Genomic DNA, 14,519 nt, shown 5'->3' on the forward strand with positions numbered 1-14,519 from the left:
TCACTCATTACTAGGGGTAAATTTAGTATTCTCTGTAATTAGAGGACTTCTTGTCTTTTTCCCATAACTCATAAATTAGATCAATTTCTTCTTTATCGATCAGATTAAAGTTTGATTCATATTGAATTTTTAATAATTTTTCTAAAATTACTTTACGCCCCTCTAAAGTAATTGGGCCTAAAGATTTTTGTCCATTTCTTCTATACTTACATCTGTAATTTATATTATCACGAAATTCAGCAATCCAATTACGAAACTCGTGCATCTCTTCTAATTGATCATAACCATTAGAAATTAAATTTGCAATTGACTTGTCTTTTCTTACAACGGTACAAGTCCAACATCCAAATCTAGAGCTGCCACAAGCTTGATTTTTTAATCTTATGGAAGTACAGTCAGATTCTGCGTCTTTATAAATTTTTCTAATTTCTATTGCATTTAATGATATAGGGTATTTTAAGGAATTAATTGTCATCCATACTTCTTCTAAATCATGATAAAGAATGGGAGAGAAAATTATTCGATTTACAGAATTATTTTGTTTCAACAAAAATTTCTCTTCCAATTTATATTTATTTATTGTACGATCTCGTTGTTGACTTTCATTTAATCTAACACCTAAGATTACAAAAGAGCTTTTTTCTGACTGTATAAAGTTATTTATTGGATCAACACGAAGTTTTTTAGTACACCATCTGAATATATTGGTAGGTGTAGGATATCCTCTTCCAATTACTTTGACAAAAAATCTATCATTTAATTTAGGTTTTAAAATTTTAAAAGTAAAAGGTAAATTTTCAGCATCATTTTCTTTTTGAAGTTTGTCAAATAGATCATAAACATATTGACTGATAATAGGATTTTCGACACCTGTATCACAAAATAATACATATATCTTTTTATGATAATAATCTAATTCTTTGACTGCTGAATAAATTAATTTCAAAGAAGCGGATGAATCTTTCCCTCCACTAAATCCTAAATGCCAATCATTTTCACTCTTAAGATATTCCTTCTTAATATATGAAATTACTTCGTTATTCTTATTTCTAATTGACATTGTTTTCCCTTAGACTTTGTTCAATAGTAGTTTTGATTGTATTAATATGATGTGTTTCTATGAATTCTATTTGATCATTTGATAATTTTATTTGATTAAAAGATGTCAAAATGTGCGCAGTTAATGATAAAAAAGATCCTACAAGCAAATAAATAGAATAATTTCTTATTTCTAATTTTTCATAGCTTCCAAATATTGAATAAATAAAAAAAATTATTGCACTTAAAAATAAAATTATGAATATATCAGCGAATGAAGTCCACAATAATCCGTTAAAAAAAACATTACCTTTCTTGATACTTAGGGATGTATCATTATCAATTATTTTATAAAAAATTTGTTTTAATCTGTTTTTATCAAACAAAAATTGTCTTTGATTATTAGAGAGATGTCCGTTATATAGATTGATGATTTTTTTTTTGATATTTATATCTATTTGTTTGTGCGAAAAATTTGTAACTAAATATCTTAATCCGCTTATTTGGTATATTGCGCCTAAAACAACTGCTGATATTAAAGGAATTCCAATATCAGACATATTGAAATCAGAAAATTCTTTTTTTTGCAACGTAGAATAAAATAATTGAGTAATAATGTATATTATTATTCCTGGGACGAGTAGTCTCAAATTTTTTAAAGTTGATTGCTCCATGGTTATGGTAAAAGTTTAATTAATAATTATAATATTGATTTATAATTAATTAAGTAAATATAGTGATTTAAGTTTATATTTTGATTTTTTGTAATAAGAAAAATACTGAAATTAGAATGGTTAGGGTAATTGTCTCAGCTAAAGGCTGTATTATATCATTCCTAGCATTCCTTCGCCATAACATGACTGATCCTTCTTTTTTCACTTGAGTGATCCACATTCACTGGTTAATAACAGCTTTTATATCTAGTCAAGAATTTTTTTCATAATTTCAATTGCTTCGGATTGAGCATCTTTGGCAATTTTAAATTTTTTTCGAAAAAAATAAAATACAGCATAATTGTACATTGGAAAACTAATAAAAATATATTCAGAGTCTTGATGAAAAAACTCAAAATGTGATTTCTTTGTTTTAAAAATTATTAATGAGTTTAAATTTGACGACTTATTTTTTATAGAAATATTCCTTTGCATAAATTTAAGATTACTTAATGCTTTAAAAGGCTTCATCTCCCAAAAATAATTCATCCAAGAAACGGGCAGTGTCCCGAAATCGGAGAAAGGTTCATTAGCGTATTTTATGTATTTTAACCTATTAGAAAACACTGAAGTTTATATTCTAAAATCTCAAGCCATCGAATAATATTTTCTAAATCATTAATATCATAATATTTATTTTTTTCAAGATTTTCTAAAATAAAAATTATTTTTTTTTCAATTTCTGCTAAAATTGAATTATTACAATTATTACATGCTGGGACGACACTTTTTAAATAAGAAATTGATTGTTGATTTGCTCTTATTTCAAACCCAATATTTATTTTATTTTGAAATAACCATTTTGGAAGAACATGTTCTTTTGTTAAATTCTTTTGTGTCTTGCAAAATACGCAAATCTCCGAACCAACATTTAATGTTGCCGGGTGAAATCTGTAGAAAACATCTTCAGCTATTTCTGCACCATGCTTTCTTAGATTTACTCTAATAGGAATGAATAAAGAATTTATTTTTTTTGACATCTTTATACACTTATAGGGTGATTTTTTGCTAAATTAAAATATTATAATAATATTTATTATGTAAAACCGTAAAATAAAAACCGCTCTGAAATCAGAACGGTTGATGTTTTAATTGCCTCGGTCGCTGACCGCCTTCTGTTTTATCCATTGGATGGCAATATCAACAGGTGCCGGATCATCTGTAAAAGAAGTATTGTGGCCCAATTTAGAAAAAAATGTGTATTCAAAAGGCTTGCCCTGCGCTTTAAATGCATTTAACTGTTCTATACACAACTTTACGGGAATCTGGATGTCTTTTTCGCCAAAAAGCCAAAGCCCGGGAATTGAAAGCGTATTGAGATAGGCTTTTGGGTCAGTCGCTGCAAATTGATACCGGTCAGGGTCATTTCTGGTATGCTCAATGGCATCTGCATCTGTATGATTTTCCCAGAAATTATTGTTTCCATTGGTGTAAAACTGAAACCGGAGCTGTTCCAGCGTGGTAATGGTAGGGCAGCTAAATAAAACCATGAAGCGAATTTGTGAATTTTTGCCTGCCGCGATCGGGATTATCCATCCTGCCTGACTGAAGCCCAATAATCCCATTGGTATTTTGTCTTTTAAATAGGTGCGAAATGTTTTTACTGCAGCATCTGCATCCTGAGCCAGCAGGTTAAGATTGGCCGTGTCGATATTATTTGTGCCGACGGAAGGGCCTACATACACACCGCCAGATTCTCCAACGCCACGTTTGTCATAGGTCAATACAGCAATGCCTTCTTTAGCGAGACGCTTTGCAAACTCCATTTCTCTTTTTACAGGATCGGACCCGTGGACAATTACTACGGCTGCAAAGGCTTTTTCAGGCTTCAGGATGGAGCCCGCAAGAGTGATGCCCTGACTTTCAAACTTTACATCCTGAATGGTAAAGTCGGCCGACTGGGAAAATGCAGTTCCTGGTAAAGCTATTAATAATAGTAGAATATATACGTTAAAAAAAATATTGATTTTCATTTGAGTTATTTTCCTCTGATTAGTAGTCAAATATATAAAAAAACCGCTCTGAAATCAGAACGGTTAATATATTAAATTGTCTCAGCGACACGCTGTTACATCATTCCTGGCATTCCTCCGCCCATTGGCATAGCCGGTTCGTCTTTTTTCACTTCAGTGATCACACACTCAGTGGTTAATAACATTCCGGATACGGAAGCTGCGTTTTCAAGAGCTACTCTTGTTACTTTCGTAGGGTCAATGATTCCTGCTTCAAGCATGTTTACATACTCGTCTGTTTTTGCGTTGTACCCGAAGTCACCTTGTCCTTCTGCTACTTTCGCAACGATTACAGAACCTTCACCACCAGCGTTGGCAACGATTTGTCTCAATGGCTCTTCGATCGCTCTTCTCACGATTTTGATACCGGTAGTTTCGTCAGAGTTGATACCTGTAAGGTTTTCCAACGCAGCAATCGCTCTTACCAAAGCAACACCACCTCCTGCAACGATACCTTCTTCAACAGCTGCTCTTGTAGCGTGAAGCGCATCATCCACTCTGTCTTTTTTCTCTTTCATTTCCACTTCAGAAGCAGCACCTACGTAAAGAACCGCAACACCTCCGGCTAATTTAGCCAATCTTTCCTGAAGCTTTTCTCTGTCGTAGTCGGAAGTTGTAGTTTCCATTTGTGCTTTGATCTGGTTTACTCTGCCTTTGATCTTGCTGTCTTCACCACCACCGTTTACGATCGTTGTGTTGTCTTTATCGATAGAAACTTTTTCAGCAGTTCCCAGCATATCCAAAGAGATGTTTTCCATAGTGAAACCTTGCTCTTCAGAGATTACCTGTCCGCCAGTTAAGATTGCGATATCTTCCAACATTGCTTTTCTTCTGTCCCCGAATCCAGGAGCTTTAACGGCAGCAATTTTAAGAGAACCTCTTAATTTGTTTACTACCAAAGTAGCTAAAGCTTCACCTTCTACTTCTTCAGAGATGATCAATAGAGACTTACCTCCCTGAGCAATCGGCTCAAGAACAGGAAGCAATTCTTTCATGGAAGAGATTTTTTTCTCTACCAAAAGGATATATGGATTCTCCAATTCAGCCAACATTTTCTCAGGGTTGGTCACGAAATACGGTGACTGGTAACCTCTGTCAAACTGCATCCCTTCTACAACGTCTACGGTTGTATCGATTCCTTTTGCTTCTTCTACGGTGATTACTCCTTCTTTACCTACTTTTCCGAAAGCTTCAGCGATCAAAGCACCGATCGTTTCATCGTTGTTAGCAGATACGGAAGCCACCTGTTTTACCATTTCCGTAGAATCTCCCACTGTTTTAGACTGAGATTTAAGGTTTTCAACAACAGCGGTTACCGCTTTGTCGATTCCTCTTTTAAGATCCATCGGGTTTGCACCAGCAGCTACGTTTTTAAGACCTTCTCTTACGATAGCCTGTGCCAATACGGTAGCGGTAGTAGTACCGTCACCTGCGATGTCATTGGTTTTGGAAGCAACTTCCTTTACCATCTGAGCACCCATATTTTCTACTTTGTCTTCAAGTTCGATTTCTTTAGCTACAGAAACTCCATCTTTGGTAACGTGAGGCGCACCGAAAGATTTTTCGATTACCACGTTTCTCCCTTTTGGACCTAATGTTACTTTTACTGCATTAGCCAATGCATCAACCCCTCTTTTTAAAGCGTCTCTTGATTCAATATCGAATTTTATTTCTTTTGCCATTGTTTTAAGCTTTTGGCGATTTGCTTTTAGCTTTTGGCTTCAGCAATTCGCGAGTTTATTTTAATTTTTTAATTTAATCTTAGTTTGTTTAAATTTTATATCAACATTAAGAATTTAAGAAAATATTCTTACAAAAGGTGTTTGAAGAATTTACCTTTGGTAAAATTAAGCAGGACGCTTACATATCAAAGATATCCTTAACGGGCCTTTAAGATTTAATGCTCTAAATTTCTTAATGTTTAAAATTTAAATTCAGAATAAAATCTTACCCGATGATACCCAACAAGTCTCCTTCTTTTACAATTAAATAATCTTTTCCTTCCAGCTTTAATTCAGAACCTGAATATTTTCCATAAAGAACTTTGTCACCTACTTTAACAGTTGTAGGCTCATCTTTTTTTCCTGGTCCTACTGCCACTACCGTACCTTCCTGCGGTTTTTCTTTTGCGGTGTCCGGAATAATAATACCTGAAGCTGTTTTAGTTTCTGCAGCGATCGGCTCGATCAAAACTCTGTCTGCTAATGGTTTAAAGTTTACTGACATAATATATTTAATTTTTTAATTATTTCTGTCTTGTAACTCGCTAATTGTATGCCAACCGTTTTTGTATGGCTGAAATGGCAGATTTTTATTTTTTTATATGAAATTTTGACACTTTTTATTTTTTGATATAAACAAATTTGTACATTTGGTTTTCAAAAAAAACCAACATGATGAAAAACAAAGTTTTGCTACTTTTGTTCTGCCCGCTTATATACAACGCACAAGTGGGTATAAACACAACCAATCCTAAAGGTATTTTCCATATTGACGGAGCGAAAGACAATTCCACCACTTCAACGCCTACCCAGGAACTTAATGATTTTGTCGTGAAATCGGATGGGAAGGTTGGCATTGGCACCGCTGATCCTATAGATCTGTTATCTATGGCGGGACAGGGAGATGCCGATATCAATGTCGGGTTGTTTTCCGGCTCCAATACTTCGCAGTCTATAGCGTATCACAATGTAATGACAGGTGGAACGCCTGCTTCACCTACGGTTGTAGGAAACGGAAGATCAATTGCCGCATTTGAAGGATATGCGTATAATGTTGCCGCTGCCGCACCCAATTTATTGGGATCTTTGGTATTGAGAACAGGCCGCAACGGTGGTGGTGAGGTCTGGTTTGGAACATCTCCTACCAATTCAAGCAATTACGCCAACCACTATAACAGCTCTATTGATAAGGATGGTAATTTCGGCATTGGGGTAGACCCTACTGTAAGAACAGCCAATACAAAGCTGGAGGTCAATGGCGTAATCAGTTCAACACCACAGACCCTGACTTCCAATGGAAGCAATATAACAAGCACCGTTGTCAACGTAAATCCTGCCGCCAATGATGATGACTTTTTCCTGCCAAGCCCTACGTCGTCACCCGGAGCAATTATTTTTGTAAGGAATATCTCCAATACGAATACGGCTGAAATAAGAACTAATGTCGGAACTATAATTAATGCATCCAATGTAGGAGGCTCCAGTAATTTTTTCATGGTCGGCCTGGATAATAATGCTGCTAAGACGAAAACAGTTATGTTCATTAGCGATGGTTTTAACTGGACTGCTTTTAAACCGAGTAACTAGTAAAAAACTCTGAAGAAATTTTTTTATTTGAATTAAATGATATGTTAAAAAAATAATGAGATGAAAAAAGTATTATTATTGGCTGCAATGTCTTTAAGCAGCATTCTTGCCTACTCTCAAACAACTGAAGAACCAGAATTTATTGGAGAATGCTTATTTTTAAAACCTGATAACAGTACGGTATTGCTGGAAAAACATACAACCCAAACAAGATCTGCTATGAACGCGGGAATGGTTTTAACGGGTTTTGGAAGTGTAAAATCCAAGCTTCAAATTGATGGCTGTTGTTCTGCTACAAAAATAAGCTCCGGAGATAATATTCAATTTATTGTACGTGCTGTCGATAACAATACAGACCCGATGGCTATTATTAGAATTTTTCAGTTTGACTCCAATAAAAAGTTCAGGAGAGCAGAAATGGCTTCTGTAAATACTTTTGGAACGGCCAAAACCAATAAGCTGCATTATCTTGCATTTACCGGAAAAAAATTTGGACAGAGTTCTTATCTTATTACCTTAAAAGATAAGCCTCCAGGTGAATATGGTATTACGGTAACCAATCCGAATTCACTGGATGAAAAAAGTACCATCATAGCAACTTTTTCTATTTTGTAAAAACCAAAAAGAGGCCGTTATCACCATAGAAAACAGCCTCTTTTATATTGTAAAAATAAGTTTATTTCTTTCCTGCCGCCTGCATCGGGTTTACTTTCCCATTGGAAGCACCTCTTGCACTTCCGCTTTCTTTTTGTTTGAATAATTCAAATTTGGATATCTGGGCATTTCCGCCATCATTGCTCCAGAAATTATTGGAGGTATCAATGTCGGCAGTTTCTCTCATAGGGTCAAGCTGAATTGATTTTAATTTCTTATCAAAATAATAAGTCTTAGACGCTTTCTGCTCGTTCATTCTCCAGATTTGTGCTGAAGATTTGTCGGTAAGTTTTGTTCCGTCTTCAAAGGTAAACTCAAGGATGATCGGCATTACCAATCCGCCTTTGTTCACAAAATCAATCTGATAAGCGGTAATATTTTTAAACTTATCTTTTTCTTTTTGCGTTAAAGGTTCGGTACCTTCAAATTTGGAAGTGTATTCTTTGTTGTTATCTACTTTTTCCTGTCCGCGGTCGTATCTGTAGTAGAAATCCTGTGCATCCTTATCTTTCTCTACGTAGAAAGTGATGTTTTTATCTTCCCTGTTTCTGATTTTAGAAATATCTTCAAATTCGTTCAGGGCAGGCTTGTCTACCTTATATTTCGTTTCTTTAGCTTCTCTTGGAGGTGTATCCAGATCGGGAGTTGCCATGGTTACCTTATCGATGGCAATATCTACAGGATCTGTTCCGTAGAACCATCCTCTCCAGAACCAATCCAGGTCTTCACCGCTTGCATCTTCCATTGTTCTGAAAAAATCTGCCGGTTCAGGATGTCTGAAAGCCCATCTTTTAGCATAGGTTTTAAATGCTTTATCAAAAAGCTCTCTTCCCATGATGGTTTCACGAAGGATGTTTAGTCCTGTTGCCGGTTTAGAATAGGCATTCGGGCCAAACTGAACGATGTTTTCCGAATTCGACATGATCGGTTCAAGCTGGTCTTTCGGAAGCTTCATATAATCTACAATGGTCCATGCCGGACCTCTTTTTGACGGGAATTTATTATCCCATCTTTCTTCGGTAAGATATTCTACAAAAGTATTCAGCCCTTCATCCATCCAGCTCCATTGTCTTTCATCCGAATTAATGATCATCGGGAAGAAGTTGTGGCCCACTTCGTGAATCACTACACCCAGCATTCCGTTTTTAATTCCCTCCGAATACGTTCCGTCTTTTTCTGTTCTTCCGTAGTTGAAGCAGATCATAGGATATTCCATTCCGTTTGCCGCTTCTACAGATTGTGCGACAGGATACGGATAAGGAATGGTAAACTCCGAATACGTTTTGATCGTGTGCGCTACTGCTTTGGTTGAGTATTTTCTGTATAAGTTATATGCTTCTTTCGGGTAGAAGCTCATTGCCATCACTTTGTTGTTGTTTTCAGGAATAAGCACGCCCATTCCGTCCCAAACGAATTTTCTGGAAGAAGTCCATGCAAAATCTCTTACGTCATTCGCCTCGAAAGTCCAGGTTTTTCTTTGTTTTGAATGGTTTTTCTCTGCTTTTTTAGCTTCATCCAGCGTTACGATTTCTACAGGTTCTGTTGAAGTTTTGGACTTATTATACCTTGCTAACTGTTCTGAAGTTAAAACCTGATCGTAGTTTTTACATTCTCCCGTTCCGCCTACGATATGATCTGCTGGAACATTCATCGAAACTTTAAAATTTCCGAAAACCAAGGCGAACTCACCTCTTCCCGTAAACTGGTGATTCTGCCATCCGTGAAAATCGCTGTATACGCACATTCTGGGATACCATTGAGTCATCGTATAAAGATCGTTTCCGTCTTCAGGAAAGTTTTCGTAGCCTCCGCGGCCGCCCATTTTCATTCTGTTCGGAATGTTGTAATTCCAGTCTATTTTAAAAACAAGCTTTTCTCCTTTTTTAAGCACTTTCGGTAAATCAATACGCATCATGGTTTTGTTTACCGTATATTTTAAAGGAGTTCCTGAAGCGTCTGTTACTTTTTCAAGATTCACGCCGTATCCGTTATCTGAAACAGGAAGGTCGGTAGGGCGTAATTGCTGATCGTTTGAAGCCTTCGGAAGGGTAGAGGAGTATGGAAAGTCTGCCTTTTTTACGCTTGACTGCTGGTTTTCATCCAGCTGCAGCCAGATGTAATCGAGGTCATCCGGAGAATTGTTGTAATAGGTTATCGTCTCGGAACCTTTGAGATTTCTTTTATCTTCATCAAGGTAAGCCGTAATATCGTAATCTGCTTTGTTTTGCCAGTATCCGTGACCGGGCGCTCCTGAAGCGGTTCTGTAAATATTAGGAGTGGGAAGAATAGTCCCAAGCTGTTCAAATTTATTTCCGTGATTGCTCCCCGGATTATTCTGAATATTTTGTGCGGTGAAACCTGTATATGCAAATACAGAAAGAGAAAGTATGATAACTTTTAGTTTCATAACCGAAATTGTTTTAAAGATTTTCAAATATAATAATAAGTAGCTGAAAAATTGAAAATGTTTCAGCCTTAAAAAGGAATTCTTTCTAAAGTCATTTTTAAGGATAAGGCAAAGACTCCTGAAGACACGAAAAGAACCCAGTCTTTCTGATTGACCTTGAAAACTTTAAATAAAACAAACAGAATCATTAAAATTCCAAAGACAATGGCAATTTGTCCCAATTCCAGCCCAATATTGAACCCTAAAAGAGGAACGGCAATACTTTGGCTTTTGGCAATCATGACCCGCGCCGTATTGGCAAATCCCATCCCGTGGATAAGGCCGAAAATTAAGGCTAAATAATAATTGACGTTATTTTGAGATTTCTTTTTATTTCGGATGAAAATATTATTCAGAGAAGTTAAAACAATGGTAAGCGGAATAAGAAATTCTACCCAAGCGGAATTGATTCTTATGATGTCAAAAGTACTTAACGCTAATGTAATAGAGTGTCCTATCGTAAAGGCGGTGACAAGAATCAAAATTTTCTTGAAATCGTTAAAAGAATAAACAGCAATTAAAGCTAAAACAAAAAGCTGATGATCGAGTGCATCCAAAGAAATAATATGTTCCCAGCCGAGATTCAGATAGAATAAAAAATCCTGCATTTTTTCCAATATTTTTTTGAAATGCGATGATACAAAATTTATTTTAACTTTGTTGAAAATTCAATATTATGATTGTCAATATAGAATTAGAGAATGATGAAGATTTTATATTTATCAAGCAACTTTTAGAGAAAATAAAAGGCGTGAAATCTGTTTCGGTAAAAGAAGAGGAAGAGTTTTATGAAGATGGAACACCAAAATGGGTTATTGATAAATTGGCGGATTACGCAGATCGTCTTGAAGATAAAGACATGGTTTCGGAAGAAGAGTTTTTTTCAAATGCAAGAAAAAAAGCATGCGAATTATATTCTCGAAAGTAGCCAGGCAGAGTTATGAAAATATTCTTGAGTTTCTTTCCCAAACTTGGACTGAGAAAGAAATAGTTGTGTTTATAGATGAAGCTGAAAAAGTAATTATTAAATTAAAAGAAGGCAAATTCCGTCTTTATCAAAAATATTCCAATGATATTCGTTCCGCACTCATCGGCAAAAAGCATGTAAGAATGTTTTTCCGCAAAGAAAATGATACTCTAATCAAAGTTCTTCTGTTTTTCGATATGCGCCAAGATCCACAAAAAATCCTTGAATTATTACAATGAAAAAACTCTTTTTCTTCCTTTCCGTTCTTATTATATTTTTTTCTTTCACGGAGGTGAAACATCCTTATCATGTAGGTTCCGTAGAAATCAATTACAATCAGAAATCAAAAACTTTTGAAATTACAGGCCGTTTTTTTCTTGATGATCTGGAAAACGGACTGAATAATAAATATGGAAAGTCGCTGCATTTCAACGATCCGAAATTCAAAGCACAGCTCAACGAATCTCTTAAAAATTATTCTGCGGAATATTTTAAGCTAAAAGGCAACAATAAATTCCTAAATGTGAACTTTGTAGGGTATGAAGAAGATCACGAATCGGTAAATGTTTACCTCGAATCCGAAAAGATAGACAATCCTAAAAAAGTAGAAGCAGCGGTAAGTTTTCTGTATAACCTGTTTGACGATCAGATCAATATTGTCCACATCATCGTTAACGGAAACCGTAAAAGCGAAAAATTAACCTATCCGAATCGCTATTTGTTTCAACAGTTTTAAATCAATTTTCCAATTGCAGAAGTGCGTTGATTCCTTTTGCATGTTCCATGAGATCGGAAAAAAAATCATCGTAACATTCTTGAAGGAAACTTTTATTCCTTAAAAAAGCATCATGAACAGGAATATCTGTTTCTAAATATTTTGCTTTGTTCAGAACATTTCTCATGCTGTAACCGATGTTTTTCTCGAAACGGTAATTATAGAGCCAGTCGCCTTCTTCCATTTTTTCAAGCATTATTCTGAAGTTTTCAGGAAGAAATTCATAATTTTCATTTAAAACACGATACACTTTTTGAGAATGATTTTTCCAGCCTTCCAAAGAATTCAGACTTAGATCATTGGCTACAAAATAATCCATCGAAACATCCACAAAAGCTCCGGCGTATAATCTTACCAAGGGCGCAAAAACTTTTTTTGCTTCATGAATGGCGGGATGAGCATCAGTAAAAGTGTCAATAGCGCGGTGTAAAGTGATCCCATCCTGAATATCTTTCGGAAAAGAATAACGGTCTCTGTTTTTAATAAAATCCTCCAAAAACTGACCGACAATCTGTCCGTCTGTAAAAGTAAGAAAGGAATGCGCAAGGTAATTCATAGCGTGAAGATAAGAAATTTACTGCAGAGCACTGTTAGAGTTCAAAGCTCTAACAGTGCTCTTTAGCTTTCCAGCAAAGCTTTAATTGCGTCCAAAGATACCAATGGATCATTAATTCCATTTTTAATACTAAATAACGACGAATAGCGATAATTTTCTGCATTCATGTTTATTCCGTGTTTTACCGGATTGTTATGGATGTAAAGGATGGTATTGGTCAACTGCTCATGAGAGCCAATGAGCTTTCTCCTGAATGGCAGTTCAAATAATTTTCCTGTTCTTCCGTAATTGCTTATTGATAGCCTGGGTATAGCTGCTAAACATATTGGAAAATTGCTGACTTATGATCTTGGAAACTTCAATTGTATCTTTGTGAGGGAATATTAATCGGATTTCCTTTTCTGATTTAATCTTAACAAGAATGTGAAAATGATTTTGTAGCAAGCAATATGCATAGATATTGACAACTGAAGATAGTTTGGATTCCATTAGTTTGATAAAATAATGATAATTTCTATCATTAAAAAATATCTTTTGACTATTAATTCCTCTGTTGAAAATATGATAGAAGCATTCTGCCTCTAAAGGGTAAATATTTTTTTTCATGCGTGTTTTTTTTAGTTTGGCAAAGGGCAAGGCTGTTAGAGCTCTAAGCTCTAACAGTCTTAGAAAAGGCGTTCATGGAAATCTTCAATTTTGCTTACTTCTTCGATCTTGATTCCAAATTTTCTTTTTGGAAGTTTATTGAGATTGGAAATAAAAATTTTCTCATAGCCTAATTTTTCAGCTTCTGTAATCCGCTGTTCCGCCTGTGCAATCGGACGAATTTCCCCGCTTAAGCCAATTTCTCCTGCAAAACAATAATGTTCGGAAATCGCAATATCTTCATTAGAGGAAAGAATAGAGGCGACAACGGCTAGATCCAGTGCCGGATCATCTGTTTTTATTCCTCCTGTGATATTTAAGAAAACATCTTTTGCTCCCAGCTGAAAACCAGCTCTTTTTTCCAAAACGGCAAGAAGCATGTTTAATCTTTTGGCATCGAAACCTGTGGAACTTCTTTGCGGGGTTCCATAAACGGCCGTACTTACCAATGCCTGAATTTCCAGCAGCATCGGGCGGTTTCCTTCCAAAGTCACGGCTACAGAGTTTCCGGAAAGTTCTTCAAATTTTTTGGTAATCAGGATTTCGGAAGGATTTTTAATTTCTTTTAATCCCTGGGAAACCATTTCATAAATTCCGATTTCCGAAGTGGATCCGAAACGGTTTTTGTTGGCTCTTAATAATCGGAAGAGATGATTTCTGTCGCCGTCAAAATTTAAAACGACATCAACCATGTGTTCCAGCACCTTTGGGCCGGCAATCTGCCCGTCTTTGGTAATGTGACCCACTAAAAATACGGGAACATTGTTTTCTTTAGCATATTTAATAATTTCGTTTGAACATTCCCGGATTTGAGAAACCGTTCCGGGCGAGCTTTCAATTAATTGAGACTGCAGCGTCTGAATGGAATCGATAATAACGAAATCAGGGTCCAGTTTTTTGGCTTCATGAAGAATTTTTTCAAGACTGGTTTCTGTGAACAAAAAACAGTTGGGATTCTGAATATCCGTTAATCTGTCGGCTCTCATCTTGATCTGCGAAGCACTTTCTTCCCCGGAAACATAGAAGATTTTTTTCTTCATCTTTAAAGCCAGCTGAAGAAGCAGGGTAGATTTGCCGATTCCGGGCTCTCCGCCAATAAGGGTTACGGATCCTAAAACAATTCCGCCACCCAAAACGCGGTTGAGTTCTTCGGAAGGGGTTTTTATTCTTGGTTCTTCGCTGGTTTCAACCTCAATGATGTTGATGACGTGCTGTTTTGATTTTGAAAACGGAGGTGTTTTTGATGAGGTTTTTTCCACAACTTCTTCCACCAGGGTATTCCATTGCCCGCAGTTTTTGCATTGCCCCATCCATTGGGAATATTGTGTTCCGCAGTTCTGACAGAAATATGCTGTTTTAAGTTTTGCCATACTGCGAAGTTCAAAATTTTTTTTGAATTTTTCTT

15 protein-coding genes are annotated in these 14,519 nt (G+C 35.9%); 5 read left to right on the top strand and 10 right to left on the bottom strand.

The window, feature by feature from the left end:
- Positions 1-22 precede the first annotated feature (22 nt).
- From HHL20_RS16030 to HHL20_RS16055, 6 genes are all read right to left on the bottom strand, one after another.
- Positions 23-1,060 carry a phosphoadenosine phosphosulfate reductase domain-containing protein gene (locus HHL20_RS16030; RefSeq protein ID WP_169232183.1) on the bottom strand — a complete coding sequence of 346 codons (1,038 nt, stop codon included), beginning with the start codon at positions 1,058-1,060 and terminating at the stop codon, positions 23-25.
- Entirely contained in the window at positions 1,050-1,712 is a 663-nt protein-coding gene (locus HHL20_RS16035) for a hypothetical protein (protein WP_169232184.1), read from the bottom strand. The genes HHL20_RS16030 and HHL20_RS16035 overlap by 11 nt, the downstream gene beginning before the upstream one ends.
- 587 nt (positions 1,713-2,299) lie before the next feature.
- On the bottom strand, positions 2,300-2,731 hold the full coding sequence (locus tag HHL20_RS16040; protein ID WP_169232185.1) for a hypothetical protein: 432 nt from the start codon (positions 2,729-2,731) through the stop codon (positions 2,300-2,302).
- A 108-nt stretch (positions 2,732-2,839) separates the two neighbouring features.
- Complete coding sequence (locus HHL20_RS16045; protein ID WP_169232186.1) at positions 2,840-3,724, bottom strand: alpha/beta hydrolase family protein; 885 nt, start codon at positions 3,722-3,724, stop codon at positions 2,840-2,842.
- A gap of 95 nt (positions 3,725-3,819) precedes the next feature.
- Positions 3,820-5,445, bottom strand: coding sequence for a chaperonin GroEL (groL, locus tag HHL20_RS16050; protein WP_169232187.1), 1,626 nt, complete (start codon positions 5,443-5,445; stop codon positions 3,820-3,822).
- 265 nt (positions 5,446-5,710) lie between these two features.
- Positions 5,711-5,989 (bottom strand): co-chaperone GroES, encoded by a 279-nt coding sequence (locus tag HHL20_RS16055; RefSeq protein WP_029295711.1) that lies wholly within the window; start codon positions 5,987-5,989, stop codon positions 5,711-5,713.
- A gap of 167 nt (positions 5,990-6,156) precedes the next feature.
- Between HHL20_RS16055 and HHL20_RS16060 the strand changes: the two genes are divergently transcribed.
- Positions 6,157-7,071: a hypothetical protein gene (locus HHL20_RS16060; RefSeq protein ID WP_169232188.1), complete on the top strand. Its 915-nt coding sequence runs from the start codon at positions 6,157-6,159 to the stop codon at positions 7,069-7,071.
- A 60-nt stretch (positions 7,072-7,131) separates the two neighbouring features.
- Positions 7,132-7,686, top strand: a complete 555-nt coding sequence (locus tag HHL20_RS16065) for a hypothetical protein (RefSeq protein WP_169232189.1) — start codon at positions 7,132-7,134, stop codon at positions 7,684-7,686.
- A 61-nt stretch (positions 7,687-7,747) separates the two neighbouring features.
- Here the strand turns inward: HHL20_RS16065 and HHL20_RS16070 are convergent, their stop codons facing one another.
- Together HHL20_RS16070 and HHL20_RS16075 are read right to left on the bottom strand one after the other, a co-directional pair.
- Positions 7,748-10,132, bottom strand: coding sequence for a M1 family metallopeptidase (locus HHL20_RS16070; RefSeq protein ID WP_169232190.1), 2,385 nt, complete (start codon positions 10,130-10,132; stop codon positions 7,748-7,750).
- 68 nt (positions 10,133-10,200) lie between these two features.
- Positions 10,201-10,779, bottom strand: a complete 579-nt coding sequence (locus HHL20_RS16075) for a HupE/UreJ family protein (RefSeq protein WP_169232191.1) — start codon at positions 10,777-10,779, stop codon at positions 10,201-10,203.
- Between the two features lie 68 nt (positions 10,780-10,847).
- Between HHL20_RS16075 and HHL20_RS16080 the strand changes: the two genes are divergently transcribed.
- The 3 genes from HHL20_RS16080 to HHL20_RS16090 are packed head-to-tail and all read left to right on the top strand — an operon-like array spanning position 10,848 to position 11,874.
- Positions 10,848-11,099 carry a hypothetical protein gene (locus tag HHL20_RS16080; RefSeq protein ID WP_169232192.1) on the top strand — a complete coding sequence of 84 codons (252 nt, stop codon included), beginning with the start codon at positions 10,848-10,850 and terminating at the stop codon, positions 11,097-11,099.
- Positions 11,075-11,377 carry a hypothetical protein gene (locus HHL20_RS16085; RefSeq protein WP_169232193.1) on the top strand — a complete coding sequence of 101 codons (303 nt, stop codon included), beginning with the start codon at positions 11,075-11,077 and terminating at the stop codon, positions 11,375-11,377. The genes HHL20_RS16080 and HHL20_RS16085 overlap by 25 nt, the downstream gene beginning before the upstream one ends.
- The gene (locus HHL20_RS16090; protein WP_169232194.1) at positions 11,374-11,874 is read left to right on the top strand and encodes a DUF6702 family protein; all 501 of its coding nucleotides are present in this window, start codon (positions 11,374-11,376) and stop codon (positions 11,872-11,874) included. Before HHL20_RS16085 ends, HHL20_RS16090 begins: the two co-directional genes overlap by 4 nt.
- A 1-nt stretch (position 11,875) precedes the next feature.
- Here HHL20_RS16090 and HHL20_RS16095 read toward each other — a convergent pair whose 3' ends face one another.
- Positions 11,876-12,469: an acyl carrier protein phosphodiesterase gene (locus HHL20_RS16095; protein ID WP_169232195.1), complete on the bottom strand. Its 594-nt coding sequence runs from the start codon at positions 12,467-12,469 to the stop codon at positions 11,876-11,878.
- A 665-nt stretch (positions 12,470-13,134) separates the two neighbouring features.
- Complete coding sequence (radA, locus tag HHL20_RS16105) at positions 13,135-14,484, bottom strand: DNA repair protein RadA (protein ID WP_169232197.1); 1,350 nt, start codon at positions 14,482-14,484, stop codon at positions 13,135-13,137.
- Positions 14,485-14,519: the final 35 nt, after the last annotated feature.

Source organism: Chryseobacterium cheonjiense (assembly GCF_012927265.1).
Lineage (GTDB): Bacteria > Bacteroidota > Bacteroidia > Flavobacteriales > Weeksellaceae > Chryseobacterium > Chryseobacterium cheonjiense.

Coding starts and splice junctions, on each gene's coding strand:
- HHL20_RS16075 (WP_169232191.1), bottom strand. CDS start 10,779: ATGCAGGATTTTTTATTCTATCTGAATCTCGGCTGGGAACATATTATT.
- HHL20_RS16095 (WP_169232195.1), bottom strand. CDS start 12,469: ATGAATTACCTTGCGCATTCCTTTCTTACTTTTACAGACGGACAGATT.
- HHL20_RS16080 (WP_169232192.1), top strand. CDS start 10,848: ATGATTGTCAATATAGAATTAGAGAATGATGAAGATTTTATATTTATC.
- HHL20_RS16060 (WP_169232188.1), top strand. CDS start 6,157: ATGATGAAAAACAAAGTTTTGCTACTTTTGTTCTGCCCGCTTATATAC.
- HHL20_RS16070 (WP_169232190.1), bottom strand. CDS start 10,132: ATGAAACTAAAAGTTATCATACTTTCTCTTTCTGTATTTGCATATACA.
- HHL20_RS16030 (WP_169232183.1), bottom strand. CDS start 1,060: ATGTCAATTAGAAATAAGAATAACGAAGTAATTTCATATATTAAGAAG.
- HHL20_RS16085 (WP_169232193.1), top strand. CDS start 11,075: ATGCGAATTATATTCTCGAAAGTAGCCAGGCAGAGTTATGAAAATATT.
- HHL20_RS16065 (WP_169232189.1), top strand. CDS start 7,132: ATGAAAAAAGTATTATTATTGGCTGCAATGTCTTTAAGCAGCATTCTT.
- groL (WP_169232187.1), bottom strand. CDS start 5,445: ATGGCAAAAGAAATAAAATTCGATATTGAATCAAGAGACGCTTTAAAA.
- HHL20_RS16055 (WP_029295711.1), bottom strand. CDS start 5,989: ATGTCAGTAAACTTTAAACCATTAGCAGACAGAGTTTTGATCGAGCCG.
- HHL20_RS16090 (WP_169232194.1), top strand. CDS start 11,374: ATGAAAAAACTCTTTTTCTTCCTTTCCGTTCTTATTATATTTTTTTCT.
- HHL20_RS16045 (WP_169232186.1), bottom strand. CDS start 3,724: ATGAAAATCAATATTTTTTTTAACGTATATATTCTACTATTATTAATA.
- HHL20_RS16035 (WP_169232184.1), bottom strand. CDS start 1,712: ATGGAGCAATCAACTTTAAAAAATTTGAGACTACTCGTCCCAGGAATA.
- HHL20_RS16040 (WP_169232185.1), bottom strand. CDS start 2,731: ATGTCAAAAAAAATAAATTCTTTATTCATTCCTATTAGAGTAAATCTA.
- radA (WP_169232197.1), bottom strand. CDS start 14,484: ATGGCAAAACTTAAAACAGCATATTTCTGTCAGAACTGCGGAACACAA.